At 61.4% G+C, this 25835-nt stretch carries 23 protein-coding genes and 1 other RNA gene; 11 read left to right on the top strand and 13 right to left on the bottom strand.

What is annotated here, in order from left to right; translation table 11 throughout:
• Window positions 1–2 precede the first annotated feature (2 nt).
• Together ACMGF9_RS03705 and ACMGF9_RS03700 are read left to right on the top strand one after the other, a co-directional pair.
• The gene (locus ACMGF9_RS03705; RefSeq protein WP_021505718.1) at window positions 3–1409 is read left to right on the top strand and encodes an ATP-binding protein; all 1407 of its coding nucleotides are present in this window, start codon (window positions 3–5) and stop codon (window positions 1407–1409) included.
• An 11-nt stretch (window positions 1410–1420) separates the two neighbouring features.
• Window positions 1421–1948 carry a GNAT family N-acetyltransferase gene (locus ACMGF9_RS03700; protein WP_031300620.1) on the top strand — a complete coding sequence of 176 codons (528 nt, stop codon included), beginning with the start codon at window positions 1421–1423 and terminating at the stop codon, window positions 1946–1948.
• Window positions 1949–1958: 10 nt separating this feature from the next.
• On the opposite strand, the gene ACMGF9_RS03695 is transcribed toward ACMGF9_RS03700, so the two are convergent.
• The 8 genes from ACMGF9_RS03695 to ACMGF9_RS03660 form a co-directional block, all read right to left on the bottom strand.
• Window positions 1959–2717, bottom strand: coding sequence for a zinc-binding alcohol dehydrogenase family protein (locus ACMGF9_RS03695; RefSeq protein WP_414160545.1), 759 nt, complete (start codon window positions 2715–2717; stop codon window positions 1959–1961).
• A gap of 108 nt (window positions 2718–2825) precedes the next feature.
• Window positions 2826–5705, bottom strand: a complete 2880-nt coding sequence (gene gcvP / locus ACMGF9_RS03690; RefSeq protein ID WP_015378983.1) for an aminomethyl-transferring glycine dehydrogenase — start codon at window positions 5703–5705, stop codon at window positions 2826–2828.
• A 92-nt stretch (window positions 5706–5797) separates the two neighbouring features.
• Window positions 5798–6184 carry a glycine cleavage system protein GcvH gene (gcvH, locus tag ACMGF9_RS03685; protein ID WP_004931633.1) on the bottom strand — a complete coding sequence of 129 codons (387 nt, stop codon included), beginning with the start codon at window positions 6182–6184 and terminating at the stop codon, window positions 5798–5800.
• A gap of 46 nt (window positions 6185–6230) precedes the next feature.
• Entirely contained in the window at window positions 6231–7328 is a 1098-nt protein-coding gene (gene gcvT / locus ACMGF9_RS03680) for a glycine cleavage system aminomethyltransferase GcvT (protein WP_004931631.1), read from the bottom strand.
• A gap of 506 nt (window positions 7329–7834) precedes the next feature.
• Window positions 7835–9037 carry an FAD-dependent 2-octaprenylphenol hydroxylase gene (gene ubiI, locus ACMGF9_RS03675; RefSeq protein WP_004931629.1) on the bottom strand — a complete coding sequence of 401 codons (1203 nt, stop codon included), beginning with the start codon at window positions 9035–9037 and terminating at the stop codon, window positions 7835–7837.
• Window positions 9038–9118: 81 nt separating this feature from the next.
• On the bottom strand, window positions 9119–10297 hold the full coding sequence (gene ubiH, locus ACMGF9_RS03670) for a 2-octaprenyl-6-methoxyphenyl hydroxylase (RefSeq protein WP_242141794.1): 1179 nt from the start codon (window positions 10295–10297) through the stop codon (window positions 9119–9121).
• A 1-nt stretch (window position 10298) separates the two neighbouring features.
• Window positions 10299–11615: a Xaa-Pro aminopeptidase gene (pepP, locus tag ACMGF9_RS03665; RefSeq protein WP_076741298.1), complete on the bottom strand. Its 1317-nt coding sequence runs from the start codon at window positions 11613–11615 to the stop codon at window positions 10299–10301.
• A gap of 55 nt (window positions 11616–11670) precedes the next feature.
• Window positions 11671–12249 carry a YecA family protein gene (locus ACMGF9_RS03660; protein WP_004931622.1) on the bottom strand — a complete coding sequence of 193 codons (579 nt, stop codon included), beginning with the start codon at window positions 12247–12249 and terminating at the stop codon, window positions 11671–11673.
• Between the two features lie 319 nt (window positions 12250–12568).
• On the opposite strand from ACMGF9_RS03660, the gene zapA reads away from it, so the two are divergent.
• From zapA to ACMGF9_RS03645, 3 genes are all read left to right on the top strand, one after another.
• On the top strand, window positions 12569–12898 hold the full coding sequence (zapA, locus tag ACMGF9_RS03655) for a cell division protein ZapA (RefSeq protein WP_004931621.1): 330 nt from the start codon (window positions 12569–12571) through the stop codon (window positions 12896–12898).
• A gap of 40 nt (window positions 12899–12938) precedes the next feature.
• Window positions 12939–13121: non-coding RNA, 6S RNA (gene ssrS / locus ACMGF9_RS03650), on the top strand.
• Between the two features lie 52 nt (window positions 13122–13173).
• Window positions 13174–13782, top strand: a complete 609-nt coding sequence (locus ACMGF9_RS03645; RefSeq protein WP_033632150.1) for a 5-formyltetrahydrofolate cyclo-ligase — start codon at window positions 13174–13176, stop codon at window positions 13780–13782.
• Between the two features lie 48 nt (window positions 13783–13830).
• On the opposite strand, the gene serA is transcribed toward ACMGF9_RS03645, so the two are convergent.
• Window positions 13831–15069 (bottom strand): phosphoglycerate dehydrogenase, encoded by a 1239-nt coding sequence (serA, locus tag ACMGF9_RS03640; RefSeq protein WP_004931617.1) that lies wholly within the window; start codon window positions 15067–15069, stop codon window positions 13831–13833.
• A 292-nt stretch (window positions 15070–15361) separates the two neighbouring features.
• Window positions 15362–16018: a ribose-5-phosphate isomerase RpiA gene (gene rpiA, locus ACMGF9_RS03635; protein WP_004931614.1), complete on the bottom strand. Its 657-nt coding sequence runs from the start codon at window positions 16016–16018 to the stop codon at window positions 15362–15364.
• Between the two features lie 204 nt (window positions 16019–16222).
• Here rpiA and ACMGF9_RS03630 point away from each other — a divergent pair, with 204 nt between their 5' ends.
• The gene (locus ACMGF9_RS03630) at window positions 16223–17116 is read left to right on the top strand and encodes a LysR family transcriptional regulator ArgP (RefSeq protein WP_004931613.1); all 894 of its coding nucleotides are present in this window, start codon (window positions 16223–16225) and stop codon (window positions 17114–17116) included.
• Between the two features lie 48 nt (window positions 17117–17164).
• On the opposite strand, the gene ACMGF9_RS03625 is transcribed toward ACMGF9_RS03630, so the two are convergent.
• The 3 genes from ACMGF9_RS03625 to ACMGF9_RS03615 form a co-directional block, all read right to left on the bottom strand.
• Window positions 17165–17896, bottom strand: coding sequence for an oxidative stress defense protein (locus ACMGF9_RS03625; RefSeq protein WP_004931607.1), 732 nt, complete (start codon window positions 17894–17896; stop codon window positions 17165–17167).
• A 121-nt stretch (window positions 17897–18017) separates the two neighbouring features.
• Window positions 18018–18635, bottom strand: coding sequence for an arginine exporter ArgO (gene argO / locus ACMGF9_RS03620; protein ID WP_004931603.1), 618 nt, complete (start codon window positions 18633–18635; stop codon window positions 18018–18020).
• Between the two features lie 125 nt (window positions 18636–18760).
• On the bottom strand, window positions 18761–19579 hold the full coding sequence (locus ACMGF9_RS03615) for an IclR family transcriptional regulator (protein ID WP_033632146.1): 819 nt from the start codon (window positions 19577–19579) through the stop codon (window positions 18761–18763).
• A 373-nt stretch (window positions 19580–19952) separates the two neighbouring features.
• Here ACMGF9_RS03615 and ACMGF9_RS03610 point away from each other — a divergent pair, with 373 nt between their 5' ends.
• The 5 genes from ACMGF9_RS03610 (at window position 19953) to yiaK (ending at window position 25826) form a co-directional block, all read left to right on the top strand.
• Complete coding sequence (locus ACMGF9_RS03610; RefSeq protein ID WP_118891726.1) at window positions 19953–21506, top strand: sugar ABC transporter ATP-binding protein; 1554 nt, start codon at window positions 19953–19955, stop codon at window positions 21504–21506.
• On the top strand, window positions 21499–22584 hold the full coding sequence (locus ACMGF9_RS03605) for an ABC transporter permease (RefSeq protein WP_103086245.1): 1086 nt from the start codon (window positions 21499–21501) through the stop codon (window positions 22582–22584). Before ACMGF9_RS03610 ends, ACMGF9_RS03605 begins: the two co-directional genes overlap by 8 nt.
• 14 nt (window positions 22585–22598) lie before the next feature.
• The gene (locus ACMGF9_RS03600) at window positions 22599–23699 is read left to right on the top strand and encodes a substrate-binding domain-containing protein (RefSeq protein WP_033632144.1); all 1101 of its coding nucleotides are present in this window, start codon (window positions 22599–22601) and stop codon (window positions 23697–23699) included.
• Complete coding sequence (locus tag ACMGF9_RS03595; RefSeq protein WP_174435778.1) at window positions 23696–24571, top strand: SMP-30/gluconolactonase/LRE family protein; 876 nt, start codon at window positions 23696–23698, stop codon at window positions 24569–24571. Before ACMGF9_RS03600 ends, ACMGF9_RS03595 begins: the two co-directional genes overlap by 4 nt.
• A 256-nt stretch (window positions 24572–24827) precedes the next feature.
• Window positions 24828–25826 (top strand): 3-dehydro-L-gulonate 2-dehydrogenase, encoded by a 999-nt coding sequence (gene yiaK, locus ACMGF9_RS03590; RefSeq protein ID WP_085337109.1) that lies wholly within the window; start codon window positions 24828–24830, stop codon window positions 25824–25826.
• Window positions 25827–25835: the final 9 nt, after the last annotated feature.

The following is a 25835-nucleotide window of genomic DNA, read 5'->3' as shown; positions in this document are numbered from 1 at the left end:
AAATGATCGGTTTCAAATCCTTCTTTATGCGCACCATTATTTTCCAGGTGCTGGCCATTTTATTATTGTGGGGGATCCTCGTCGCCTGGGTGAAATATTGGTATTACCCCGACATGGAGAAATATTTCGATAACCAGCAACGCATCGTCGCTGCAGGCATCGCCAATATTCTCGACGAAACCGGCACTGACCATATCGATTACCGCGGCATCATCAAGACCATTGAAGGCATGTACATTGATTCCATCAATAACGGCATGCAGGATGAAATCGACTATCACCCGCTGTTTGTGGTTTACGATCGAGACAACCGGGTGCTTTACAGTTCGCAAACGCAGGGAGAGCCGCTGCGCCTGCCGCCTTCGGTGCTGTCCGGCTCGGTCAATTACGCCGGCGCCAACTGGCATCTCGCCGGCAGCTGGAGCGAGAATCGCCAGTACCGGGTGATCGTCGGCGAATCGTTCAACGATCGCACCACGCTGTTCGGCAACCCGGCGGAGAGCACCGCCGTACCGCTGCTGGGCATTCTGGCGGCCATCATCATCACTTTGCTGTTTACGGCCTATTTCAGCCTGCGGCCGCTGCGCCAGATCGCCCGAACCATTTCCGATCGTCAGCCCGGCAATCTGTCGCCGATCAACGTCAGCGAGCAGTATCAGGAAATCCGGCCGGTGGTGATGGAGGTTAACAAACTGATGGCGCGCATCGACGCCGCCAATCAGCGCGAGAAACGATTTATGGCCGACGCCGCGCATGAGCTGCGCACGCCGATCGCCGCCGTGCTGGCGCAGCTGCATTTGCTGACCCAGGTCAGCGAGCAGCAGGAGCGCCGGGAAATCATCGGCGACATGCAGCAAGGGCTGGATCGGGCGGCGTCGCTGTCGCGCCAGCTGATCAACCTGGCCAAGCTGGAGGCGGAAGATTTTCCGCTGAAGATTGAGGCGGTGGATATCTATGCGGAGATCGGCAAATGCATCGCGCAGCACGTCCCCTATGCGTTGGAAAAAGATGTCGAACTGTCGCTCGACGGCAGCGAGGAGGTGGTGGTGAGTACCGACCGCCATGCGCTGATCGCCATCTTCACCAATCTGCTGGACAATGCGCTCAAATACGCGCCGCCCGGCAGCCGCATCGAAGCCAATATCCGCTCGCTGGCGCCGCTCGGCTGCTATATTACGTTGCGCGACAACGGCCCCGGGGTGAGCGAAGAGCACCTTCCGCGCCTGTTTGAGCGCTTTTACCGCGTGCCCGGCACGCAACAGACCGGCAGCGGGCTGGGATTGGCCATCGCCCGCAACCTGGCCGACAAAATCGGCGCGCAGCTGCGCGTCACCGAAGGTCTCGACGATCGCGGCATCGGCTTTATCATCGATTTGCCGGAAAGTTACCGGCCACAGATTGAGAGTTAACCACGAGCATGATCGCCCCTGTACTGCTGCAACGGCAGCAACTCGACCGGCTGTGGGATATCGACCGCAGCGAAATTATCGACACCCTGTATCGCCTGCAGGACGGCAAGCTACACCCCTACCCGGACTACTACGATGTGCGCGGCTGGGATCCGCACGATCGGGAAACCTATACGCCGATCCACGAAGCGTGCTTCGATCGCGGCGGCGCGTTCTTCGCGCTGTTCGAAGGCGAGGAGATCGTGGCAGCGGCGGCGCTGGACACCGAACCGCGCGGCCCGCGGCAAGATCTGCGCCAGCTGCTGTTCTTTTACGTCAGCGCGCACCAACGCGGCCAGGGGTTAGGCAAGCAGCTGTTCCAGCTCTGTCTGCGGCAGGCGGCGCAAGAAGGCGCCGCCGGGCTGTACGTCTCCTCCATTCCCAACAAAAGCACCGTAGACTTCTATCTGGCGCAGGGCTGCCGGCTCATCGAACAGCCGGATACCGAATTGTTCGCCCGTGAGCCGGAGGACATTCACCTGGTCTGCCTCTGCCGCTAGCGGCCAGGGCTTAGCGGGCGATGCGTATCACCGAACGCACGTCGCTTTTCTTGTTCAGATCCCACACCTCGGCGATCTCCGCCAGCGCGTGCTCCTGCGTCTCGATAGTGAGCGCTCCGGTCGCCGCCAGCGCCAAAATCTCGGTCGCGTAGCGCTGCATCTCCGGGATCGGCGGGAAGTTGCCGGTGCCGCTGCCGAGGATCTGCAGCTGATTGCTGCGCAGCACCGCCGCCGGCAGCCGGATGTCCGGCGCGGCCATCGAGCCGACGTTGACCAAGCGAATGCCGCGCCCCCCGGCGTAAGACGAGAGATCGTGATTATTGAGCGTCGCCAGCAGCGCTTCGGTCGCCGGGCCCCAGATGTAATCGACAATCACCTGATAACCACCCGGCCCCGCCGCCGCCGCGAAGGCCTGCGCCAGCGCCTCGCCCTGCAGGTTCAGATCCACCGTGGCGTCCACGCCCAACGCCTCCAGCACCGGCACCGTCCAGGACGCGACGCTGCGCTCGGCCATCGCGCCGTAAGGGCGACGGAAAGAGGCGAAGTACACCCGTTGCCCGTCCGCCGTACGGCCCACGCCGTCGGTGCCGGGCACGATCGGCAATTGCTTCGGGCTGGAATAATGAGTGCCGGCGACGGTGGCGCGATCCAGCTGCTTGATGCCGGCAGCCAGAACGTCGATCGGCACTTCATTCGCCTGCGCCTGAGGCTCCTCAAAGGTGCCGAAAACCGGGGCTTGCCCCAGCGCTGTTACGATTGCCGCTTGCATGATGACTCCTCAAATCGTGGGAACGTACTGGAAAGAATAGGCCGCGATAAAATAAAAAGGGACACCGCATCATGCGGTGTCCCCCAAACACAAACTTTGCCGAACGTGTTATTCGTAATCGCTCATCGGCACGCAAGAGCAGAACAGGTTACGGTCGCCGTACACGTCGTCCAGACGCTTAACGCTCGGCCAGTACTTGTTCTCACGTACGCCGGCCACCGGGAACACCGCCAGCTCGCGGCTGTACGGGTGCTGCCAGTCGTTGACCAGCTCCGCCTGCACGTGCGGCGCATTCACCAGCGGGTTGTCTTCCAGCGGCCATTCGCCTTTGGCGACGCGGTCGATTTCGCTGCGGATCGCCAGCATCGCATCGATAAAGCGATCCAGCTCCACCTTGCTTTCCGACTCGGTCGGCTCGACCATCAGCGTGCCCGCCACCGGGAACGACATAGTCGGCGCGTGGAAGCCGAAGTCGATCAGGCGCTTGGCGATGTCCATTTCGCTGATGCCGGTCTCTTCCTTCAGCGGACGAATGTCGAGGATGCATTCGTGCGCCACGCGGTGATCGCGGCCGGTATACAGAATCGGGTATGCGTCTTTCAGACGGGTAGCGATGTAGTTGGCGTTCAGGATCGCCATCTGGCTGGCCTGCTTCAGGCCCTCCGCGCCCATCATGCGGATGTACATCCAACTGATAGGCAGGATGGAGGCGCTGCCGAACGGCGCCGCGGAGACCGCGCCCTGCTGGGTGGTCACGCCGTCGATCTGCACCACGCTGTGGCCCGGCACGAACGGCGCCAGGTGCGCTTTCACGCCGATCGGGCCCATGCCCGGGCCGCCGCCGCCGTGCGGGATGCAGAAGGTCTTATGCAGGTTGAGGTGCGAAACGTCCGCGCCGATGTAGCCAGGCGTGGTGATGCCCACCTGGGCGTTCATGTTGGCGCCGTCGAGATACACCTGACCGCCGAACTGATGCACGATCTGGCACACTTCGCGGATGGTTTCTTCATACACGCCGTGGGTCGACGGGTAGGTCACCATGATGCAAGAGAGTTCTTCGCCTGCCTGCTCCGCCTTGACGCGCAGATCGTGCAGATCGATGTTGCCGTTCTTGTCGCAGGCGACCACGACCACGCTCATGCCCGCCATCTGGGCGGAGGCCGGGTTGGTGCCGTGCGCCGAGCTCGGGATCAGGCAGACGTGACGGCCCGCTTCGTTGCGGCTTTCGTGGTAGCGGCGGATCGCCAGCAGGCCGGCGTATTCGCCCTGCGCGCCGGAGTTCGGCTGCATGCACACCGCGTCATAGCCGGTCAGCTGCACCAGCCACTGAGACAGTTGGCCGATCATCTGTTGGTAACCGGCAGCCTGCTCCGGCGGGCAGAACGGGTGCAGTTCGGAGAATTCAGGCCAGGTGATCGGGATCATTTCCGCCGCGGCGTTCAATTTCATGGTGCAGGAACCCAGCGGGATCATCGCCTGGTTCAGCGCCAGATCCTTACGCTCCAAGCGATGCATGTAACGCATCATCTCGGTTTCGCTGTGATAGCGGTTGAATACCGGGTGGGTCAGGATCGGATCCTGGCGCAGCATGGCGGCCGGGATCGATTGGCTGTTTTTGCTCACCGCCGCGTCCAGCGCGTCGATGTCCAGACCGTGATTGTCGCCGGCCAGCAGTGCGAACAGCGTTTGCACGTCTTCACGCGAGGTGGCTTCATCCAGCGTGATGCCGACGGCGCCGTGAATGTCGGTACGCAGGTTGATGCCGAAGCTCAGCGCGCGCTCCAGCACCGCCGCCTTGTCTTTCACTTCAACGGTCAGGGTGTCGAACCAGGTGTGGTGACGCAGCGTCAGGCCGGCCTTCTGCAGCCCGGCGGCCAGGATGTCGGTCAGGCGATGGATACGCCCGGCGATGCGCTGCAGCCCTTGCGGGCCGTGATACACCGCATACAGGCTGGCGATGTTGGCCAGCAGCACCTGCGAAGTGCAGATATTAGAGTTGGCCTTCTCGCGGCGGATATGCTGCTCGCGGGTCTGCATCGCCATGCGCAGCGCGGTGTTGCCGGCGGCATCGCGGGAAACGCCGATGATGCGGCCCGGCATCGAGCGCTTGAACTCGTCGCGGCAGGCGAAGAAGGCGGCGTGCGGGCCGCCGTAGCCCATCGGCACACCGAAGCGTTGTGCGGAGCCGAACACCACGTCGGCGCCCTGCTTGCCCGGCGCGGTCAGCAGCACCAGGGCCATGATATCGGCGGCCACGCTGGTGATGATTTTGCGCGATTTCAGTTCGGCCAGCAGCGCGCTGTAGTCGTGCAGTTCACCGGTGGTGCCCACCTGCTGCAGCAACACGCCGAACACGCCGTCCAGCTCCAGCACTTTTTCCGCTTTATCGACGATGACGTCGAAGCCGAAGGTTTCGGCGCGGGTGCGTACCACGTCCAGCGTCTGCGGATGCACGTCGTCAGCCACGAAGAAGCGGTTGGCGTCTTTCAGCTTGCTGGCGCGTTTGGCCAACGCCATCGCCTCGGCGGCGGCGGTGGCTTCATCCAGCAGCGATGCGGAGGCCAGATCCAGTCCGGTCAGATCGAGGGTCACAGTCTGGAAGTTCAGCAGCGCTTCCAGACGGCCCTGCGACACTTCCGGCTGATAAGGGGTGTAAGCGGTGTACCAGCCCGGGTTTTCCAGCATATTGCGCAGGATCACCGGCGGCGTCAGCACGGCGCTGTAGCCCATGCCGATGTAGGATTTGTAGCGCTGATTCTGCGAGGCGATCGCCTTCAGCTCAGCCAGCGCCTGATGTTCGGTCGCCGCGTCGCCAACCGGCGGCGGCCCCGGCAGCTGAATGTCCGCCGGCACGATCTGTTGGATCAGCGCGCTGAGCGAGCGAGCGCCCACCGCTGCCAGCAACTCCTGGCGTTGTTCCGCAGAAGAGCCGATGTGGCGTTCGATGAACGCTTCGCTGTGTTCGAGTTGGCTGAGTGTCTGAGTCATTGCTACAAATTCCTGAATGCTTGCGTGATACGGGATATAGCTTGAACGGTAACTAAAACGCCCCGGCCGAAAGGCCTGGGGCGTGGGCACGATTACTCGTCGATCGAGGCCTGATAAGCCGCGGCGTCCAGCAGGTTCGCCAGCTCGCCTTCGTCGGAGGCTTTAATCTGGAACAGGAAGCCGTCACCGTAAGGTTCGCTGTTCACCAGCTCCGGGGAGCTTTCCAGCTCGGCGTTCACCGCCACGATTTCACCGCTGATTGGCGCGTAGATGTCCGACGCCGCCTTGACGGATTCCGCCACGGCGCAGTCTTCACCGGCGGCGACTGTGCGGCCCACTTCCGGCAGATCGACAAACACCATATCGCCCAGCAGTTCCTGCGCATGTTCGGTGATGCCTACGGTGTAAACGCCGTTACCTTCTGCGCGAACCCACTCATGAGAGGATGCGTATTTCAATTCTGTTGGCACATTGCTCATCGCCGGTTACTCCTTCGAAGAAATAAAAGAATCAATCAATAAAAAATCAATTTGTCAGCGGCTTGCCGGCGCGAACGAAACCGGGCTTGGTCACTTTGACCGGCATCTCGCGGTTGCGGATCTGCACGATGGCCTGCTCGCCGATACCCGCCGGCACGCGCGCCAGCGCGATGCTGAAGCCCAGCGTCGGGGAGAACGAACCGCTGGTGATCACGCCTTCGTGGGTTTGCCCCGCCGCGTCGGTGAAACGCACCGGCAGCTCATTACGTAATACGCCTTTTTCCGTCATGATCAAGCCGACCAGTTGCTCGGTGCCCTGCTCGCGCTGTTGTTCCAGCGCTTCGCGGCCGATGAAACGGCGATCTTCCGGCTGCCAGGCGATGGTCCAGCCCATATTGGCGGCCAGCGGCGAAACGCCTTCATCCATCTCTTGCCCGTAGAGGTTCATGCCCGCTTCCAGGCGCAGGGTGTCGCGCGCGCCCAGACCGGCCGGCTTGACGCCCGCGGCCAGCAATTTTTGCCAGAAATCAGCCGCCTGCTCTTTCGGCAGCGCGATCTCATAGCCGGCCTCGCCGGTGTAACCGGTGGTGGCGATGAACAGCTCGCCGGCCTGCACGCCGAAGAATGGCTTCATGCCTTCGACCGCGCTTTTTTGTTCCGGGGTGAACAGGGTGCCGGCGCGCTCTTTGGCCTGCGGGCCCTGCACCGCGATCAGCGCCAGATCGTCGCGCACCGTCAGCGCGACGCCATACGGCGCGGCGTGCTCTTCGATCCAGGCCAGGTCTTTGTCGCGGGTGGCGGAGTTCACCACCAGGCGGAAATAGTCTTCAGTGAGGAAATAAACGATCAGGTCGTCGATCACGCCGCCGGAAGCATTCAGCATGCCGGTGTACAGCGCTTTACCGGGTTGGGTCAGTTTGGCGACGTCGTTCGCCAGCAGGTAGCGCAGGAACTCGCGGGTGCGAGCGCCGTGCAGATCCACGATGGTCATGTGAGACACGTCGAACATGCCGGCATCCTGACGTACCGCGTGGTGCTCATCGAGCTGCGAGCCGTAGTGCAGCGGCATCATCCAGCCGTGAAAGTCTACCATGCGCGCACCGCACGCCACGTGCTGGTCGTACAGTGGGGTTTGCTTTGCCATCTTTTCCCTCTTTCCACTCGTCGCTAGAAGTTAGGGTGCTGCCACGCAATGCGGCGGAGCCTGGCTCGCGGCCCGATCGCCATGGCGCACTGACTGCTCAACACAAATGCTGCGCCGGGACGGGCGAAAACTGCGTGCAACCGCCGTGACGCAAACGATACCTTTCCCCCGAACTTATCACCGAACGACCACATTAACCATAAGTTAAAATAGGCTCATCGCCGTTCCGGGGCGGTAAAATGCCGGGCTAGTGTGCAGAGTTTTTCACTGGAAAAATGCGCCTTAAGGCACAAAATTAACAATTAAAGCGGCAAAATGCCGAACTTATATAACAAACCTATGGCCGCACATGGGATCCGGACTTTTGATAACCGAACATGGAATTAGAAAAAGTAATGATAAAAAGCGGCTGAAATTAGATTATTTCAAATGAAGGGTTATATAAGGAAACGCGATGGCATAAAGCGAGAAGCGCGAGCCCGCTGCGGGCTCGCAGAAGGCAGGTGTCAGGCAAGCCACTCGGGCAGATCGTTCAGGCCCATCGCCTGACGCACCAGCTTAGGCTTGACGCCAGGCAGGCTGTCCGCCAGCCGCAGCCCCACGTCGCGCAGCAGCTTTTTGGCCGGGTGGTTGCCGTCGAACAGTTCGCGGAAACCCTGCATGCTGGCCAACATCACCGCCGCGCCGTGTTTGCGGCGGCGCTCATAGCGGCGCAGATAGAGGTGCTGGCCAATATCCTTGCCCTGCCGCTGCAGGCGGCGCAGTTCGGAAATCAGCTCGGCGGCGTCCATAAAGCCCAGATTCACGCCCTGTCCGGCCAGCGGATGCACGGTATGCGCCGCATCGCCCACCAGCGCCAGGCGGTGCGCCGCGAAGCTGCGCGCATAGCGGCCGGTCAGCGGGAACGCCAGCCGTTCGCTTTCCAGGCTGCAGGCGCCCAGACGCATATCGAAGGCCATCGCCAGTTCGCGGTTGAATTGTTCCGGCTCCAGCTGCTTGAGACGCTCAGCGTCTTCCGGCGCGACCGACCAGACGATGGAGCTCAAATGCGGATCGCTGAACGGCAGGAACGCCAGAATGCCGTCGCCGTGGAAAATTTGCCGCGCCGTAGCCTGATGCGGCTCTTCGGTGCGGATGGTGGCCACCAACGCGTGGTGGCGATAGTCCCAGAAGGTCAGCGGGATATCGGCATGCTGGCGCAGCCATGACTGGGCGCCGTCGGCGCCAATCACCAACCGGGCGGTCAGCATACGGCCGTCCTCCAGCGTGATGAAGGCGTCATTCTCGCCCCACGCCACCTGCTTGAGCGCGGCCGGGGTAATCAGCGTGATGTCCGACAGGCTTTCGGCGCGCTTCCACAGCGCCTGCTGGATCACCGAATTTTCGATGATGTGGCCGAGATGGCTGAAACCGCACTCGTCGCCGCGGAAGGCGATTTTGCCGAAGCTGTCGCGATCCCACACTTCCATCGCGTTGTAGGCGCTGGCGCGCTGCTGGAGGATGTCGTCCCACACGCCGATATGCTGCAGCAAACGCTCGCTGGCGGCATTGATGGCGGAAACGCGCAGCGCAGGCTGCTCCGACGGCGGCGCCATATCCGGCTGGCGCTGCTCCAGCACCGCCACGCGCAGCCCGCTGCCCTGCAGGCCGCAGGCCAACGCCAGCCCCACCATACCGCCACCGGCGATAATCACGTCAAATGATTGCATGCTGCTCGATTTCCTTAAATAACGCGCGACGCCTTGCCACGCCGCGTTTTTGGGCGCGCCACAGGGCGCCCGATTCTGTGTCTAACGTTCCACCCAGCCCAATGTGCGCTTGGCGAAGGCGTCGCGCACCGCCGGCAAACGCGCCATCGCCATCAGCCCCAGATTGCGGCCGACCACCAGCGGGGCATAACGGTTGGCGAACAGGCGGATCAATCCGTCGGTCACGCCGATCGTCGCCTGCTGATCGTTTTGCCGCCGCTGCTGATAGCGGCTCAGCAGCGCATAACCGCCGGCGTCTTCGCCGCTGTTCATCGCTTCCGCCAGCGTTTCCGCCAGCGACATCACATCGCGCAGACCAAGGTTGAACCCCTGCCCGGCGATCGGATGCAGCGTCTGCGCCGCGTTGCCCACCAGCGCCAGCCGGTGGCTGACATGACGATCGGCGGTTAGCAGGCCAAGTGGATAACTGTGCCGCTTACCGGCCTTGAGGATGCGCCCCAGCCGCCAGCCGAAGGCCTGTTGCAGCTCGGCGATAAAACGCGCGTCGTCCCAGGCATCCACCCGGGCGCGATCTTCGCGCGCATGGCACCACACCAGCGAACTGCGCCCCTGTGACATCGGCAACAGCGCCAGCGGCCCATAACGGGTAAAGCGCTCGAAAGCTCGCCCCTGCGGATCTTCCGCCGTGGTGACGTTGGCGATGGTGGCGAACTGCGGATAGTCCTCCTGCCGCCACTGCACGTTGCAGGCCTGCGCCAGCGCCGAACGCGAGCCGTCGGCCGCCACCAGCAGCTGCCCGCGCAGACGCTGGCCGTTGTCCAGCAGCACTTCCGCCCGCTCCGCGGTGCGAATCACGTCCACCACCCGCGCGGGGCAGTGCAGCGTGACGCCCGGCGCCTTCGCCAGCAGCGCGAACAGCCGCTGCCCGGCGTCGTGCAGTTCGATCACCTGGCCGAGCGCATCGACCTGATAATCCTGCGCCTGCAGATTAACGAAACCGGCGTGACCGCGATCGCTGACGTGCACCTGAGTGATCGGCGTGGCGCAGTCGCGCAGCGCCGGCCAAACGCCGATGCGCGCCAGCTGTTGGCAGGTGCCCTGCGCCAAAGCGATGGCGCGGGCGTCAAAGCCAGGATGGCTGCGGTCGTCCGGCCGGGTCGCCTCGACCAAATCCACCGCCATTTTTCCCTGAGTAAGCGACGAAATGGCCAGCGCCAACGTCGCGCCCGCCATCCCGCCGCCAACGATAATAACGCTCATGCTACGACCTTGCCGCCGCCATCAAGGCCTCGATGGCATCGGCGTCTTTCACCACGGTGGCGGTCAGGTTTTCATTGCCGTCGGCGGTGATCACGATGTCGTCCTCGATGCGGATGCCGATGCCGCGGTATTCCTCCGGCACGTCCGCATCCGGCGCGATATACAGCCCCGGCTCCACGGTCAGCACCATGCCCGGCTCCAGCAGCCGATCGCGGCTCGGCGTGCCGTAGTGGCCAACGTCGTGCACGTCGAGACCCAACCAGTGGCTCAACCCGTGCATAAAGAACTGACGGTGAGCCTGCTCGGCGATCAATTGATCGACTTCACCTTTCAATACGCCCAGCTCCACCAGCCCGACCACCATGATGCGCACCACTTCGTCGTTGACTTCGCGGATGCTGGTGCCGGGCTTAAACAGCTCCAGCGCACGCTGCAGCGACGCCAGCACGATATCGTACACCGCGCGCTGCGGCCGGCTGAACTTGCCGTTGACCGGGAAGGTGCGGGTGATGTCGCCGGCATACCCCTGGAACTCGCAGCCCGCGTCGATCAGCACCAGATCGCCGTCGCGCATCTGGCTCTCGTTCTCGGTGTAGTGCAGGATGCAGCCGTTTTCGCCGCTGCCGACAATGGTGTTGTAAGACGGGTAGCGAGCGCCGAGGCGGGTGAACTCATGATGAATTTCCGCTTCCAGCTGATATTCGAACATGCCCGGGCGGCATTTTTCCATCGCGCGGGTATGCGCCAACGCGCTGATCTCACCGGCGCGGCGCATCACCGCCAGCTCTTCCGGCGATTTGAACAGGCGCATGTCGTGCAGCCACGGCCGCCAGTCGGTCACGGTGGCAGGCGCCTGCAGATTCTGGCGGAACCCCTTGCGCAGCTTGTCCAACGCGCCGAACAGGATCTGATCGGCATAGGCGTATTCGCCCTGCGCGTGGTAGACCGTATCCAGGCCGTTGAGCAGCAGGTGCAGTTGGTCATTGATTTCATCGAACGGCAGCGCGCGATCCACGCCCAGCTTTGCCGGTGCGGCGTCTTGCCCCAGGCGGCGGCCAAACCAGATTTCCGCCGTCAAATCGCGCACCCGGTTGAACAACACGCTGTGGTTGTGCGTTTCGTCGCTTTTAATCAGCACCAGCACCGCTTCCGGCTCATTGAAGCCGGTCAGGTACCAAAAATCGCTGTTCTGCCGGTAGGGATAGTCTGAATCTGCACTGCGCGTCGTTTCCGGCGCAGAGAAAATAACCGCCGCGCTGGCCGGCGCCATTTTCGCCAACAGCGCCTGGCGGCGGTTGTTGAATTCCTGCTGAGTCATTACCTTCTCCTGAAATCATGCCATCCGCACCGCCGGCGGAGGGGCGATAGAACGTTTAGTGCAGCGTCGGTTTGATATTTTCCGGCGCCGTCGGTTTGTGACGGGTGAATTCGCCGTGGCACATGATGGCGGCGACCCGCACATACTCCGCCACTTCTTCCAACGACTGTTCCAATTCTTCCTGATCTTCGTCTTCGTCGTAGCCCAGTTGTGCGATGTTGCGCAGATCGTCGATCGCTTCACCGACTTCGTCTTTCACCTGAGCCAGCTTCGGCTGCATCATGCCCAGACCGAGCAGGAAGTGGTTGACCCAACCGGCCAGCGCGTCGGCGCGATCGAACACGCTGACGATCTCCCCTTCAGGCAGCATCAGTTGGAACAGGAATTCGTCATCTTCCAGCGTGTCACGCGTCGCTTCATACAGCTGCTGCAACGGTTGGCTGAGCGCCTGTGGGAAGGCGACGCCTTCGTTGGTCAGATCGTGCACCAGCGCCTGCCAGCCGGCGTCACGGCTGCCGCCACACAGCAGGCCGCTGATCAGGCCGTGCATTTCTGCCGCGGTCAACGCCACCGACTGCTGGTTGAGGGCCACGGTTAAAGATTGGTAACTTGGAAATGTATTCTGTATAGACATGCGCATTCGTCATCGTTGGCAGGATAAGTTCGTGTTATGCTACCACCAAGGTCCGTCGCTATACCAGATAAGCGCGACACCTCAGTGGCTAGTTATAATCGCGATGTGGCAGGTTTCACACTGCGCCGGCGGGTGACGAAAGTGCGGTAAATACGCATTTTGAAACCCTTTTTTGACTGGCAATGTGCGCCACAGTAGATTACAACCAGGTACTGAAAAAGGGGTTGTATCTTGGTACCGAGGTATATATAGTGGCGCCCGCTTTGACGGCCCGGCCAGGGCGGACAAGGCTGGCGCGAAATTTAGGCAGGAAGGTGGCATGTCTGCACAACCGGTAGATATTCAAATTTTTGGCCGCTCGTTAAGAGTCAATTGCCCGCCAGAACAACAAGATGCGTTGAATATGGCGGCGGACGATCTTAACCAACGGTTGCAAGATCTTAAAGTTCGCACTAGAGTCTCCAATACTGAGCAACTGGTTTTCATCGCGGCATTGAACGTCTGTCACGAACTTGCTCAAGAACGGTTGAAAACCCGTGACTATGCGTCCAATATGGAACAACGCATACGGATGCTGCAGCAGACCATTGAACAAGCGCTGCTTGAACAAGGTCGCATCTCTGAACGTCAGGATGCACAATTCGAATAACTTAAGTTGTTGAAATCAAAGTTTCGGCAACGAGTACAAAATTTCTCTGAGATGTTCGCCAGCGGGCCAGTCCCCTGAGCCGATATTTAGTACAAACAGAATGTGTTGCTCCGCGATCGGTGAGCACGCTCGGTGCGCCGAGAAGCCTTAAGATTGCGACGGCACGTTCACCTTGAACCATGGGTTCAAGGGTTACAGCCTGCGACGGCATCTCGGAGATTCCCCTTCTCAGCGGTTTATGTGTGCTGAACACCACACAGAGCAAGCCTGATACGATGCCTTTTCAACCCCAATTTGCGCAGCAGCGCCAAACCATTCGTCAACTCATTCGCCAACGTCGGCGCGAGCTTACGCCGGGCCAGCAACGCTTTGCCGCAGAAAAGATAGCCGAACGCCTCGTCACGCATGAACGCATTCAGGCGGCGCACAGCATCGCGGTGTTTTTGTCGTTTGACGGCGAACTCGATACCGGGCCGCTGATCGAGCGGCTGTGGACGCTCGGCAAACGGGTTTACCTGCCGGTGCTGCATCCGTTCAGCCCGGGCCACCTGCTGTTCCTGCGCTATGCGCCGGAAACGCCGCTGGTGCGCAATCGCTTCAATATTCTCGAACCGCGCCTCGATGTGCGCAAGGTGTTGCCGCTGGGTGAACTGGAGGTGGTGCTGACACCGCTGGTGGCGTTCGATCATACCGGGCAGCGTCTGGGCATGGGCGGCGGCTTTTACGATCGCACCCTGCAAAACTGGCGCAGCGGCGGCCCCTATCCCATCGGCCTGGCCCATGATTGCCAGCAGGTGGAGCATCTGCCGACCGAACACTGGGATATCCCGCTGCCGGAAATCCTCACCCCGCTCTGCAGCTGGGCGTGGCATGAGCCAAAATAGCAAAAGGCCGGATCGCTCCGGCCTTTTTCGTTGCGGCATGCCGCCGAATCAGAACAGCAGGCGGGCGCGGATGGTGCCGTCGATGGCTTTCATACGCTGCAGCGCGGCGTCGGCGCGCGCGGTTTCCGCTTCGATGTCGATCACCACATAGCCGATTTCCGGCCCGGTTTGCAGATACTGTGCGGCGATGTTAACCCCCTCTTCGGCAAAGATCTGGTTAATCTGCGTCAGCACGCCCGGACGGTTTTCGTGGATGTGCAGCAGGCGGCTGGCGTTCGGGCCATGCGCCGGCAGCGACACTTCCGGGAAGTTGACGGCGGACAGAGTCGATCCGTTGTCGGAGTATTTCGCCAGCTTGCCGGCCACTTCGTCGCCGATGTTCTCCTGCGCTTCCTGAGTGGAACCGCCGATGTGCGGCGTCAGCAGCACGTTGTCGAACTCACACAGCGGCGAGTTGAACGGATCGCTGTTGGTCGCCGGCTCTTCCGGGAAGACGTCGATCGCCGCGCCCGCCAGGTGATTGCTGGCCAGCGCGTCGCACAGCGCGGGAATATCCACCACGGTGCCGCGCGAGGCGTTGATCAGAATGGCACCCGGTTTCATCAGCGCCAGTTCTTCCGCCCCCATCATATTTTTGGTCGATGGCGTTTCCGGCACGTGCAGCGTCACCACGTCGCTCATATTGAGCAGATCGGACAGATGGCGCACCTGCTGCGCATTGCCCAGCGGCAGCTTGTTCTCGATGTCGTAGAAGAACACCTTCATGCCCAGCCCTTCGGCCAGAATGCCCAGTTGGGTGCCGATATGGCCGTAGCCGATGATGCCCAGCTTTTTGCCGCGCGCCTCATAGGAGCCCACGGCCAGTTTGTGCCACACGCCGCGGTGCGCCTTGGCGTTGGCGGCCGGAATGCCGCGCAGCATCAACAGCAGCTCGCCCAGCACCATTTCGGCCACGGATCGGGTATTGGAGAAGGGGGCGTTGAAGACCGGAATACCGCGTTTGGTCGCCGCTTTCAGATCAACCTGGTTGGTGCCGATGCAGAAGCAGCCCACCGCCACCAGTTTTTCTGCGGCGGCGAACACCTCTTCAGTCAGATGCGTACGCGATCGGATGCCGACGAAGTGTGCATCGCGGATGGATGCCTTCAAAGATTCGGTGTCTAACGCACCCTTGTGGTATTCGATGTTGGTATAACCGGCGGCACGCAAATTATCGACCGTGCTCTGATGAACCCCTTCCACCAACAGGAATTTAATCCTGTCTTTCTCCAATGATACTTTTGCCATTTACCCGACCCTATGTTCAGACTTCAGAAGCGGCTGTGACGACACAGCTCCCATCCAACATAACAAAAATAACGCGGGCGGCAATACAAACGATTGCCTGCCCGGCAGGACAAGGCGCAGCGTTGATGGCGGTTTACGGCAGAAAATGCCATAGGGAAAGTTTTCGGCAGAAGCTTTGGGGAGTCAGTTTTCACAATGTGACATAAGTCACCAAATTTGCCGTTTTTCAGAAAAGATATTTTAACCGAAGAATTATGCGGCCCGGCACCGCCGGGCCACAGACGGCAGAAGCTTATTTGACCACTTTCACGCCTTCCGGGGTGCCGACCAGCGCCACGTCCGCGCCACGGTTGGCGAACAGCCCCACGGTCACCACGCCGGCGATGCCGTTGATCTTGTTCTCCAGCGCCACGGCGTCGGTAATGCTCAGGTTATGCACATCGAGGATCACGTTGCCGTTGTCGGTCACCACGTTCTGGCGATACTCCGGCAGGCCGCCGAGTTTCACCAGCTCACGCGCCACGTAAGAGCGAGCCATCGGTATCACTTCCACCGGCAGCGGGAATTTGCCCAGCACGTCCACCTGCTTGCTGGCGTCGACGATGCAGATAAATTTCTTGGCGATGGCGGCAATGATCTTCTCGCGCGTCAGCGCCGCGCCGCCGCCCTTGATCATCTGCATATGGCCGTTGATTTCGTCCGCGCCGTCCACGTAGATATCGAGCGAGTCCACTTCGTTGCTGTCGAACACGTGGATGCCGAGGCTTTTCAGCTTGGCGGTGGAGGCATCGGAGCTGGACACCGCGCCTTCGATCTGGTGCTTGATAGAGCCCAGCGCGTCAATAAAGTGGGCGGCGGTAGAGCCGGTGCCGACCCCGACGATGGTGCCCGGCGTCACGTATTCCAGCGCCGCCCAGCCCACCGCTTTTTTCAGTTCATCCTGCGTCATAATATGTCCCTTGCCTCTGTACGAAAACGTGTGCGTATTATAGGGTAAAACGCTGTTTTTCACGCCGGCAGGATCACACTTATTTACCGCAGCCCGCATTTTTACCCGCTTGGCGGCGAGCTGGGGGCGTGATTTTTCCACCTGCGCCATGCGTAAAATGTGGCATAGTGCCGGTATCATTCTAATTTAAGGGATATCTTTCCGATGAAACGCCCAGACTATCGTACGCTGCAAGCGCTGGACGCGGTGATCCGTGAGCGCGGCTTCGAGCGCGCCGCGCAAAAACTCTGTATCACGCAATCGGCGGTATCCCAACGCATCAAACAGCTGGAAAACCTGTTCGGCCAACCGCTGCTGGTTCGTACCGTGCCGCCGCGCCCGACCGAACAGGGGCAAAAGCTGCTGGCGCTGCTGCATCAGGTGGAGCTGCTGGAGGAAGAGTGGCTGGGCAACGACACCGGCGTCGATACGCCGCTGCTGCTGTCGCTGGCGGTCAACGCCGACAGTCTGGCGACCTGGCTGCTGCCGGCGCTGAAGCCGGTGCTGGCGGACTCCCCCATTCGCCTGAATCTGCAGGTGGAAGATGAAACCCGCACCCAGGAGCGGCTGCGCCGCGGTGAAGTGGTGGGCGCGGTGAGTATTCAGCCGCAGCCGCTGCCGAGCTGCCTGGTGGATCGGCTGGGGGCGCTGGACTACCTGTTCGTGGCCTCCAGCGGCTTCGCCGAGCGCTATTTCCCGAACGGCGTCACCCGCTCCGCGCTGTTGAAAGCGCCGGCGGTGGCCTTCGACCATCTCGACGACATGCACCAGGCATTCCTGCAGCAGAACTTCGATCTGTCGCCGGGCAGCGTGCCCTGCCACATCGTGAACTCATCGGAAGCCTTCGTGCAGCTGGCGCGTCAGGGCACCACCTGCTGTATGATCCCGCATCTGCAGATCGAAAAGGAGCTGGCATCCGGCGAACTGATCGATCTGACGCCGGGGCTGTACCAGCGCCGCATGCTGTACTGGCACCGCTTCGCGCCGGAGAGCCGCATGATGCGTAAAGTGACCGACGCGTTGCTGGAACACGGCCACCAGGTATTGCGCCAGGATTAAAACGAAAAAAGGTTCGCCGCGGCGAACCTTTTCTTCAATACCACACCCTTACTGCGCGGCGTTGCGCTGCAGCTCAAACACCACATCCACCTGATCGTCGAAGTGAATGCTTTGCTGTTCATAGGTTTGCGCCGCGTCGTTTTCCGCCGCCGCGCCGGCCGCCTTATACATCCGCGCCACCGGCATCGGCTGGTAGTTGGCGACCCGGTAGCGAATGCTGTACACCGGCCCCAGCTTGGCGTGGAAGCCCTTGGCCAGGGATTCGGCCTGCTGAGTCGCGTTCTCGATCGCTTTTTGCCGCGCCTGCTCGCGATAGACGTCCGGTTTGGCGACACCCAGCTCCACCGCGCGGATCTCGTTCAGGCCGGATTTCAGCGCGCCGTCCAGCAGCTCGTTCAGTTTGTCCAACTGGCGCAGGGTAACCTGCACCTGACGCACCGCCCGGTAGCCCTTCAGCACCGACTCGCCGGTTTTCAGGTAGTCATATTCCGGCTGGGTGCGCAGGTTGGCGGCGCTGATGTCTTTCTTCTCGATGTTGTTTTTCTGCAGGAAATCAAAGTACTGCGCCACGCGCTCGTCCACCTGCTTCTTCGCCTGGGCGGCGTCTTTGGAGGAAACGCTCACTTCGATCGCCAGGGTGGCGATATCCGGCGTGGCGTCCACGCTGGCGGTGCCGGAGGTGACGACGTGCGGCCCTTCAGGCACTTCAGCCGCCTGCAGCGCCATCGGTAACGTCCCTAATCCGACCATTGCGGCCATAGCCAATGCTTTTAGCTTCACAGTGTCTCCTTAATGACAGGCTGTCTCTGATCGCCGGCTTTTCCCTGCGAGAACCGCCGGATTCCTGGCATCAAACGTAGCATATCGCACGGCGTTTTGAATTCGGATTAGTGACAAATTCTTATAAATTTGCCCCCTGCCAGGCCAGCTGCAGCGCGATGCCCCACATCACCAGCCCGACCAGCGCGTTGATGATGCGCTGCGCCCGCTGGGTGTTCAGCCACGGCGCCAGCCAGGAGGCCAGCAGCGCCAGGCCAAAGAACCACACCGCCGACGCGCTGACCGCGCCAAGCGCGAACCAGGAGCGGACATCCGCCGTCAGCTGTCCACCCAGGCTGCCGAGCACCACGAAAGTGTCCAGATAGACGTGCGGATTCAGCCAGGTGACCGCCAGCATGGTGACCACGATGCGCCAGCGGCTCTGCGCCAACTCCTGCGCCGCGGCCTGCGCCGGTTGCGGGCTGAAGGCGGAACGGAACGCGCCCCAGCCGTACCACAGCAGAAACGCCACACCGCCCCAGGTGACCAGCGCTAACAGCAGCGGCGAGCGGGTCAGCAACGCGCTGCCGCCGAAAATACCGGCGCAGATCAGCACGATATCGCTCAGTGCGCACAATGAGGCGATCATCAAATGATACTGACGGCGAATGCCCTGATTCATCACGAATACATTCTGCGGGCCCAGCGGCAGGATCATGGCGGCGCTCAGGGCAAAGCCCTGCAGGAAGACGGCTAACATGGGAGATTCCTCGAATGATAAAAGGCGCCGGACGTGGGCGCGTATCGGTTAACACGCGCATCATACGAGGAAGCGATCATTAGGTGAAATTGATGTTTCTAATCCAGTATCAGAAGCACTAATACTCAAATCGGCGTGACGAACCCCAGCTCCTGCGAGATGCGTTGCGCGGTGGCCAGCACCGGTTTGATCAGGCTTTTGACGCCGATCTGCTGCAGCTTGGCGGTCGGCAGAGAAACTGACACCGCATAAGGCACGCGCTGTTGAATATCGAACACCGGTGCCGCCACGCAGGAGACCCCCAGCTCGTTTTCCTCGCGATCCATCGCCAAGCCGCGCTGGCGAATATCGGCCAGTTCCTCATACATCTTCGGCAGCTCGGTAATGGTATTGCGCGTCAGCGTCTGAATCTCCTGCTGGTGAGTCTGCCAGTAGTGAGCCGGATAATCGTCGTTGCCGTAGGCCATGAAGATTTTACCCATCGCCGAACAGTACAGCGGCATATGCTGGCCGATATAGGCGCGAGTGCGCATCATGCCGGTGGTCGGCTCCAGCTTGTAGATCAGGATGACGTGGTCGTCTTCGCGGCTGGAGAAGTTGACCGTCTCCCCCACTTCCAGGTTCAGCTGCTCCAAATGCGGCGCAGCCACGTGGATGATGTTGAGTGACGACAGCGCCTTCTGGCCGATGGAAATGAACTTGGTGGTCAGGCGGTAACTGCCCGGCGACGGCGCCTGGGTCACATAGCCGCTGGTGTGCAACCCCTGCAGCAGACGATGCACCGTGCTCTTGTTCATGCCGGCCAGCTCAGACAGATGCGCCAGTGGGCACCCGTTGGGAAAATTGCTCAGGATCTCAATCAACTGCAAACCGCGGAACAGGCTTTGGCTGCCCAGCGGTTTGTCTTTCTTGTCATCTTTCTCGTCGACGGCTTTCAGGCTCATAGCGAAAATCTCTCCAGTGTCGAACCGCCAACCGGCGCTGCGGCGAAGTCAGCAGGCTCTTTGCCGGGCATGTTACCCCAAGGCCCGCATCAGGTGAAGACGGAACGCCGTTTCATTGTCCGCAGCGGCCAAAAATCCGCAATATTTCCCCCGCATTGAAGTGAGCCATCGGTCACACTTCCGCAAAGTAAAAAATAACCCATTGTTTAATAACAGTAATTAAAACCTCATCGCCTTTGATTTAGCGCAACGAACGTCATATTATTTTTGAAATTGAATTTCGCATGTTGAAATTTAAAGGCCAGATAACCACCAGCGGTTTAGCTGATTTGCCCGGCATCTTCGCACGGGCGCAACACCAGGGGCGCATCACATGACTATCGATAATGCGGCACAACCCATCCTTACCCTCAGCCACATCGTCAAACGATTTGGCGGCAACGTGGCGGTCAACGACGTCAGCCTGCAGGTGATGCCGGGCGAGGTTCTGGCGCTGCTGGGCGAAAACGGCGCCGGCAAATCGACGCTGATCAAAGTGCTGGCAGGCGTCTACCCGCGTGACGGCGGCGATATTCGCTTTCAGGGCGCAAGCATCGCCTCCGCCGCCGCGATAAAAAGCGCCAGCCGCCAGCCGATCGCCTTTATTCATCAGGATCTCGGCCTGATCGAATGGATGACGGTGGCGGAAAACATGGCGCTGGTGATGGGGTTTCCCCGCCGCTTTGGGTTGATCGACTGGCGCGCCATTCGCCGCCGAGCGGCGCAGGCGCTGCAAGACGTCGGCATCGCGCTCGATCCCGATGCGCGCGTCTTCGAACTGTCGCGCACCGAAAAATCGCTGCTGGCGATCGCCCGCGCGGTGGCGGTCAACGCCGAGCTGCTGGTGCTGGATGAACCGACCGCCTCCCTGCCCGCCAACGACGTGCGTCATCTGTTCGCCGTGATCAACCGGCTGCGCGCCAAAAAGGTCGGCATGATTTATGTCACCCACCGTCTGGACGAAGTGATCGAAATCGCCGATCGGGTCTGCGTGATGCGCGACGGGCGCTATGTCGCCGGCGGCCGCACCGCCGACTACTCGCTGCGCGATCTGGTGCAAACCATCGTTGGCGAAGCGATGGCGGACGATCAGCGCGAACCGCTGCCGGAGCATCGTCCGCCGGTGCTGCAGCTCGATAGCGTCACGGTGGGCGACATCGGCCCGGTGAGCTTCGAGTTGCAGCCGGGCGAGATGCTGGCGTTGGCCGGCCTGCGCGGGGCCGGGCAAGAAGAGATTGGCCGGCTGCTGTTCGGGTTGCGTCAGGCCGACGGCGGCGCGATTCAGTTTCGCGATCGGCCCTATCTGGCGAGCTCCCCGCAGCAGGCGATGGCCTGCGGCGTTTCACTGGTGGCGGGCGATCGCACCGGTGAAAGCCTGGTGATGTCGATGAGCGTGCGTGAAAACCTGTTTATCAACCCCTGCGCCAGCGGCCACCGGCTGCTCTCCCGCTACGGGCGGCGAGCGGAGATCGGCGCCAGTTGGTGGAAGGTGCAGCTGTTCGACGTACGCCCCAAGGACGTCAATATCGATATCAGCGCGCTGTCCGGCGGCAACCAGCAAAAGGTGGTGATGGCGCGCTGGATGCACCTGGGGGCGCCGCTGCTGATCCTGGAAGATCCCACCGCCGGCGTGGACGTCGGCGCACGAGCGGAAATCTACCACCTGTTGAATAAATCCCTGGCGGAAGGCGTGGCGGTGCTGGTGATCTCCAACGATTTCGAGGAGATCGCCCATATTTGCAACCGCGCGCTGGTATTCAACCGCGGGAAAGTGGTCGGCGAATTGAAAAATCAACAGGTGTCATTCGCCAATTTATTGGAGCTGGCCTCCGCCAGCACCGGGGAAAGCGTCGCAATCACGTCAGAATCCGAGGTAGGCCATGTCTAAAACATCCGTTAAATCAACCGCGCTGGAGCAGCGCGTCAGCCTGGCGCAGGACGGCGCCGGCCCGTGGCTGATGCAGGTTCTCACCCGCTATGGCCTGCTGCTGCTGTGCATCGCGCTGGTCGTGCTGTTCTCACTGCTCACCCCCTCCTTCGCATCGATGCTGACGCTGCAGGCGATCCTGTCGAGCAAGGCCAAAATCGCCCTGTTGGCGCTGGCGGCGACCATCCCGATGATCGTGGGCAAGATCGATCTTAACGTCGGCTTCGGCATTGTGCTGTGGCACATCCTGGCGATCACGCTGCAGGTGGAATACGGCTTCTCCTGGCAGATGGCGGTGCTGACGGTGCTGGCGATTTCGGCGCTGTACGGGTTGCTGAACGGCATTCTGGTGGCACTGGCCGATATCGACAGCTTCGTCGCCACCCTCGGCTCCGGCACCGTACTGTACGCCATTGCCCTGTGGCACTCCGGCGGGCGGCAGATCGTCGGCGACTTGCCGGATGCCTTTATCGCGCTGCACCACACCGAGATCGCCGGCATTCCGATCGTGGCGTTTTACGTGCTGATCGTCGCGGTGGTGCTCTGGCTCATCACCGAACATACCCCGCTCGGCCGCTGCATGTATGCGGTGGGCGGCAACCCGGCGGCGGCGCGTCTGAACGGCATCTCGGTCAATCGCTTTACCATCGGCGCCTTCATCGCCTCCAGCGTGCTCACCGGTTTCAGCGGCGTATTGATCGCCGCCGAACAGGGCGTCGGCCAGGCCAGCGTCGGCATGGACTATCTGCTGCCGGCGCTGGTCGGCGCCTTCCTCGGCAGCACCACCATTCGCCCAGGGCGCGTCAACGTCTGGGGCACCGTGGTCGGCATCGCCATTCTGGCAATCGGCATCGCCGGCATTCAGCAGTTCGGCGGCGAATTCTGGGTCGAGCCGCTGTTCAACGGCGCGACGCTGTTGCTGTCGATCACCCTGGCCGGCTATGCCCAACGCCGTCGGCTGCTCAATCAGAAAGCGGTACAACGCAGCCAGGCGACGCCGGCTGACAACAACAACAATCAGACAGCGACCCACCCTTAAACCAGGAGCACACCATGAAACGCATTTGGCTGTTACCGGGGTTCACGACCTTGCTGCTCGCCGCATCGCCGGCCTGGGCCGACGCCTATCTCGATCAGGCCACCGCCGCCGTCGCGAAGGCCACCGCCAGCGCCACCCAGTGGGACGGCCCCACCAGCGGCCCGCAGCTGCAGGCCAACAAGAAGATCATTTTTATCGCCTCCGACATGAAGAACGGCGGCGTGCAAGGGGTGCAACAGGGGTTGAGCGAAGCGGCGAAAGCCGCCGGCTGGAGGCTGGAAACGCTCGACGGCGGCGGCTCGGTGAAAGATCAGCTGGCATCGCTCAATCAGGCCATCGCCCAGAAACCGGACGGCATTGTGATCGGCGGCTGGAACCCTAACGTCGCCAAGATCCCGCTGAAAAAGGCCGTACAGCAGGGCATCGTGCTGACCGCCTGGCACGCGGTGCCGGAACCGGGCCCCATCGCCAAATACAACGTGTTCTATAACGTCACGTCGGATTCCAACGAAGTGGCGCGTATCGCCGCGCAATACGCGGTGGTGCAGTCCGGCGGCAAGGCGAGCGTCTTGATCTTCACCGACTCGCTGTACCAAATCGCGTTGGACAAGGCCAACGTCATGAAAGAAGAGATCGCCAAATGCAGCGGCTGCACGCTGCTGGAATTCATCGACACGCCGCTGGCCGATACCGCCAACCGCATGCCGGCGATGACCTTCAGCCTGCTGCAGAAGTACGGCGACAAATTCCAATATGCGCTGGCGATCAACGATCTGTACTTCGACTTTATGGCTCCGGCGCTGAAGACTGCCGGCAAAGGCGGCAAGAACGCGCCTTACAACGTGTCGGCCGGCGACGGTTCGATCTCCGCTTACCAGCGTATCCGGTCAGGCGACAGCCAGTCGGCGACGGTGCCGGAGCCCTTGAAACTGCACGGTTGGCAACTGCTGGACGAATTCAACCGCGCCTTCGCCAAGCAGCCGCCTTCCGGCTACGTCACGCCGGCGCACCTGGTGACACGCGACAATATCGCCGCCGACGGCGGCGCCAATAACCTGTATGACCCGCAAAATGATTATCAGGGCCATTACAAAGCGATCTGGGGCGTGAAGTGAACGGCGGCATTCGGCATTCATTGCGCACGCACGCTCAGCTCGAGCGCTTGTGCTCACCGGCGATCTGGGCCGAAGGGCCGGTCTGGCTGCCGCAGGAGGATACGGTGGTGTTCAGCGACGTGAAAGGCAACCGCATGTTCCGCTGGTCGCGCCGGGGTGAGCTGGCCCTATACCGTTCACCGTCGCACTACGCCAACGGCAATGCGCGCGACGGCGAGGGGCGCGTGGTCAGCTGCGAACACGGGCGGCGCGGCATCAGCCGCACCGAAAGCGATGGCGAAGTGCGCCTGTTGATCGACCGCGTCGACGGCAAGCGCTTTAACTCGCCGAACGACGTGGCGGTGCGTTCCGACGGCACCCTGTGGTTCACCGATCCGCCCTACGGCATCATCGGCGACGAGGAGGGTTACAAATCGGAAAGCCAGGTGATCGGCTGTTACCTCTACAGCTTCGATCCGCGCGACGGTTCGCTAACTATTGCCGCCTGCGACCTGCAGCGCCCGAACGGCCTGGCGTTTTCACCGGATGAAAAGTGGCTGTATGTGGCGGACATGTCGATCGTGGATTTCCCGACGCTGGGCCGCCGCGAGCTGCGCGTCTATGCGGTCAACGGCCGCGAGCTGGAAGCCGGCCGCCATTTCGCGACGGTGGAGCCCGGTTTCCCGGACGGGTTCTGCGTCGATCGGGCCGGCAATCTGTTTTGTAGCTGCGCCGACGGCGTGCTGGTCTTTGATCCAGAGGGGCGACAGATCGACAAAATCAGCGTGCCGGAACGCGTCTCCAATTGTACCTTCGGCGGCCCGAACGGTGATGAGCTCTATATCACCGCCACCACCTCGCTCTACCGCATGGTGCTGAACACCCGCGGTTAGCCGGGGTCTTGTAAGACGCAGGGGGGATTTCGATCCGCCCTGCTTTGTCACGTCTGAAGCACGCCATCCCCACCAAAACGTGGCGGCGATCACAAAATCACCACTCAATTTTAACGTCATGTTTTTCATGAATAATTTTACTCCCCCTTGCTTTGACTTCCCTGAACCGCCGGGATAGCATTTATTTGAAATGCAATTTCGCATATTGAAATTTGGCGAACCAAAAACAGACGATTCGCACAGGCGGAGAACCGGCATGAGAGTGAGTTACAGCGAGTTAAAACAGCAATTCAAACGCGTGCTGCTGGCGCGCGGCGTGGCGGAACATCTCGCCGACGACTGCGCCGGCATGTTCGCCGACACCACCGCCAGCGGCGTTTACTCCCACGGCGTTAACCGCTTTCCGCGCTTTATTCAGCAGTTGGACGCCGGCGATATCGTGCCGGACGCCGAACCCAGCAAACTGTTGTCTCTGGGGGCGATCGAGCAATGGGATGCGCACCAGGGCATCGGCAACCTTACCGCCCGCCGCATGATGGATCGCGCCATGCAGTTGGCCGACGATCATGGCATCGGCCTGGTGGCGCTGCGCAACGCCAACCACTGGATGCGCGGCGGCGGTTACGGCTGGCAGGCGGCGGAGAAAGGCTATATCGGCATTTGCTGGACCAACTCGATCGCCGTGATGCCGCCGTGGGGCGCCAAAACGTGCCGTATCGGTACCAACCCTTTGATCGTCGCCGTGCCCGGCAACCCGATCACCATGGTGGACATGTCGATGTCGATGTTTTCCTACGGCGCGCTGGAGCTGAACCGGCTGGCGGGTAAAACCCTGCCGGTGGACGGCGGCTTCGACAACGACGGCCGCCTGACCCGCGATCCGGCCATCATCGAAGAGAATCGGCGCATTCTGCCGATGGGGTATTGGAAGGGATCGGCGCTGTCGATCGTGCTGGACATGATCGCCACCCTGCTGTCCGGCGGCGCCTCGGTGGCGGAAGTGACGGAGGATCACCGCGACGAGTACGGCGTCTCGCAGGTGTTCATCGCGATTGAGATCGACCGGTTGATCGACGGCGACAGCCGCGATCAAAAACTGCAGCGCATCATGGATTACGTCACCAGCGCCGAACGGGACAACCCCGACGTCGCCATTCGCCTGCCGGGCCACAAGTTCCCGCGCATTCTGGCAGAAAACCTGCGCGACGGCATTCCGGTCGACGAACGAGTCTGGGCGCGCATTCAGGCGCTGTAACGGGAGGAG

The organism is Serratia sp. BNK-23 (assembly GCF_047456145.1).
Lineage (GTDB): Bacteria > Pseudomonadota > Gammaproteobacteria > Enterobacterales > Enterobacteriaceae > Serratia > Serratia nematodiphila.
The sequence above is the reverse complement of the archived record's forward strand: the minus strand, read 5'-3'. Positions and strand labels throughout refer to the sequence as shown.

Coding starts and splice junctions, on each gene's coding strand:
- ACMGF9_RS03630 (WP_004931613.1), top strand. CDS start 16,223: ATGAAACGCCCAGACTATCGTACGCTGCAAGCGCTGGACGCGGTGATC.
- ubiH (WP_242141794.1), bottom strand. CDS start 10,297: ATGAGCGTTATTATCGTTGGCGGCGGGATGGCGGGCGCGACGTTGGCG.
- serA (WP_004931617.1), bottom strand. CDS start 15,069: ATGGCAAAAGTATCATTGGAGAAAGACAGGATTAAATTCCTGTTGGTG.
- gcvP (WP_015378983.1), bottom strand. CDS start 5,705: ATGACTCAGACACTCAGCCAACTCGAACACAGCGAAGCGTTCATCGAA.
- ACMGF9_RS03615 (WP_033632146.1), bottom strand. CDS start 19,579: ATGAGCCTGAAAGCCGTCGACGAGAAAGATGACAAGAAAGACAAACCG.
- gcvT (WP_004931631.1), bottom strand. CDS start 7,328: ATGGCAAAGCAAACCCCACTGTACGACCAGCACGTGGCGTGCGGTGCG.
- pepP (WP_076741298.1), bottom strand. CDS start 11,615: ATGACTCAGCAGGAATTCAACAACCGCCGCCAGGCGCTGTTGGCGAAA.
- ACMGF9_RS03695 (WP_414160545.1), bottom strand. CDS start 2,717: ATGCAAGCGGCAATCGTAACAGCGCTGGGGCAAGCCCCGGTTTTCGGC.
- zapA (WP_004931621.1), top strand. CDS start 12,569: ATGTCTGCACAACCGGTAGATATTCAAATTTTTGGCCGCTCGTTAAGA.
- gcvH (WP_004931633.1), bottom strand. CDS start 6,184: ATGAGCAATGTGCCAACAGAATTGAAATACGCATCCTCTCATGAGTGG.
- ACMGF9_RS03610 (WP_118891726.1), top strand. CDS start 19,953: ATGACTATCGATAATGCGGCACAACCCATCCTTACCCTCAGCCACATC.
- ACMGF9_RS03660 (WP_004931622.1), bottom strand. CDS start 12,249: ATGTCTATACAGAATACATTTCCAAGTTACCAATCTTTAACCGTGGCC.
- ubiI (WP_004931629.1), bottom strand. CDS start 9,037: ATGCAATCATTTGACGTGATTATCGCCGGTGGCGGTATGGTGGGGCTG.
- rpiA (WP_004931614.1), bottom strand. CDS start 16,018: ATGACGCAGGATGAACTGAAAAAAGCGGTGGGCTGGGCGGCGCTGGAA.
- ACMGF9_RS03645 (WP_033632150.1), top strand. CDS start 13,174: ATGCCTTTTCAACCCCAATTTGCGCAGCAGCGCCAAACCATTCGTCAA.
- ACMGF9_RS03605 (WP_103086245.1), top strand. CDS start 21,499: ATGTCTAAAACATCCGTTAAATCAACCGCGCTGGAGCAGCGCGTCAGC.
- ACMGF9_RS03600 (WP_033632144.1), top strand. CDS start 22,599: ATGAAACGCATTTGGCTGTTACCGGGGTTCACGACCTTGCTGCTCGCC.
- ACMGF9_RS03705 (WP_021505718.1), top strand. CDS start 3: ATGATCGGTTTCAAATCCTTCTTTATGCGCACCATTATTTTCCAGGTG.
- argO (WP_004931603.1), bottom strand. CDS start 18,635: ATGTTAGCCGTCTTCCTGCAGGGCTTTGCCCTGAGCGCCGCCATGATC.
- yiaK (WP_085337109.1), top strand. CDS start 24,828: ATGAGAGTGAGTTACAGCGAGTTAAAACAGCAATTCAAACGCGTGCTG.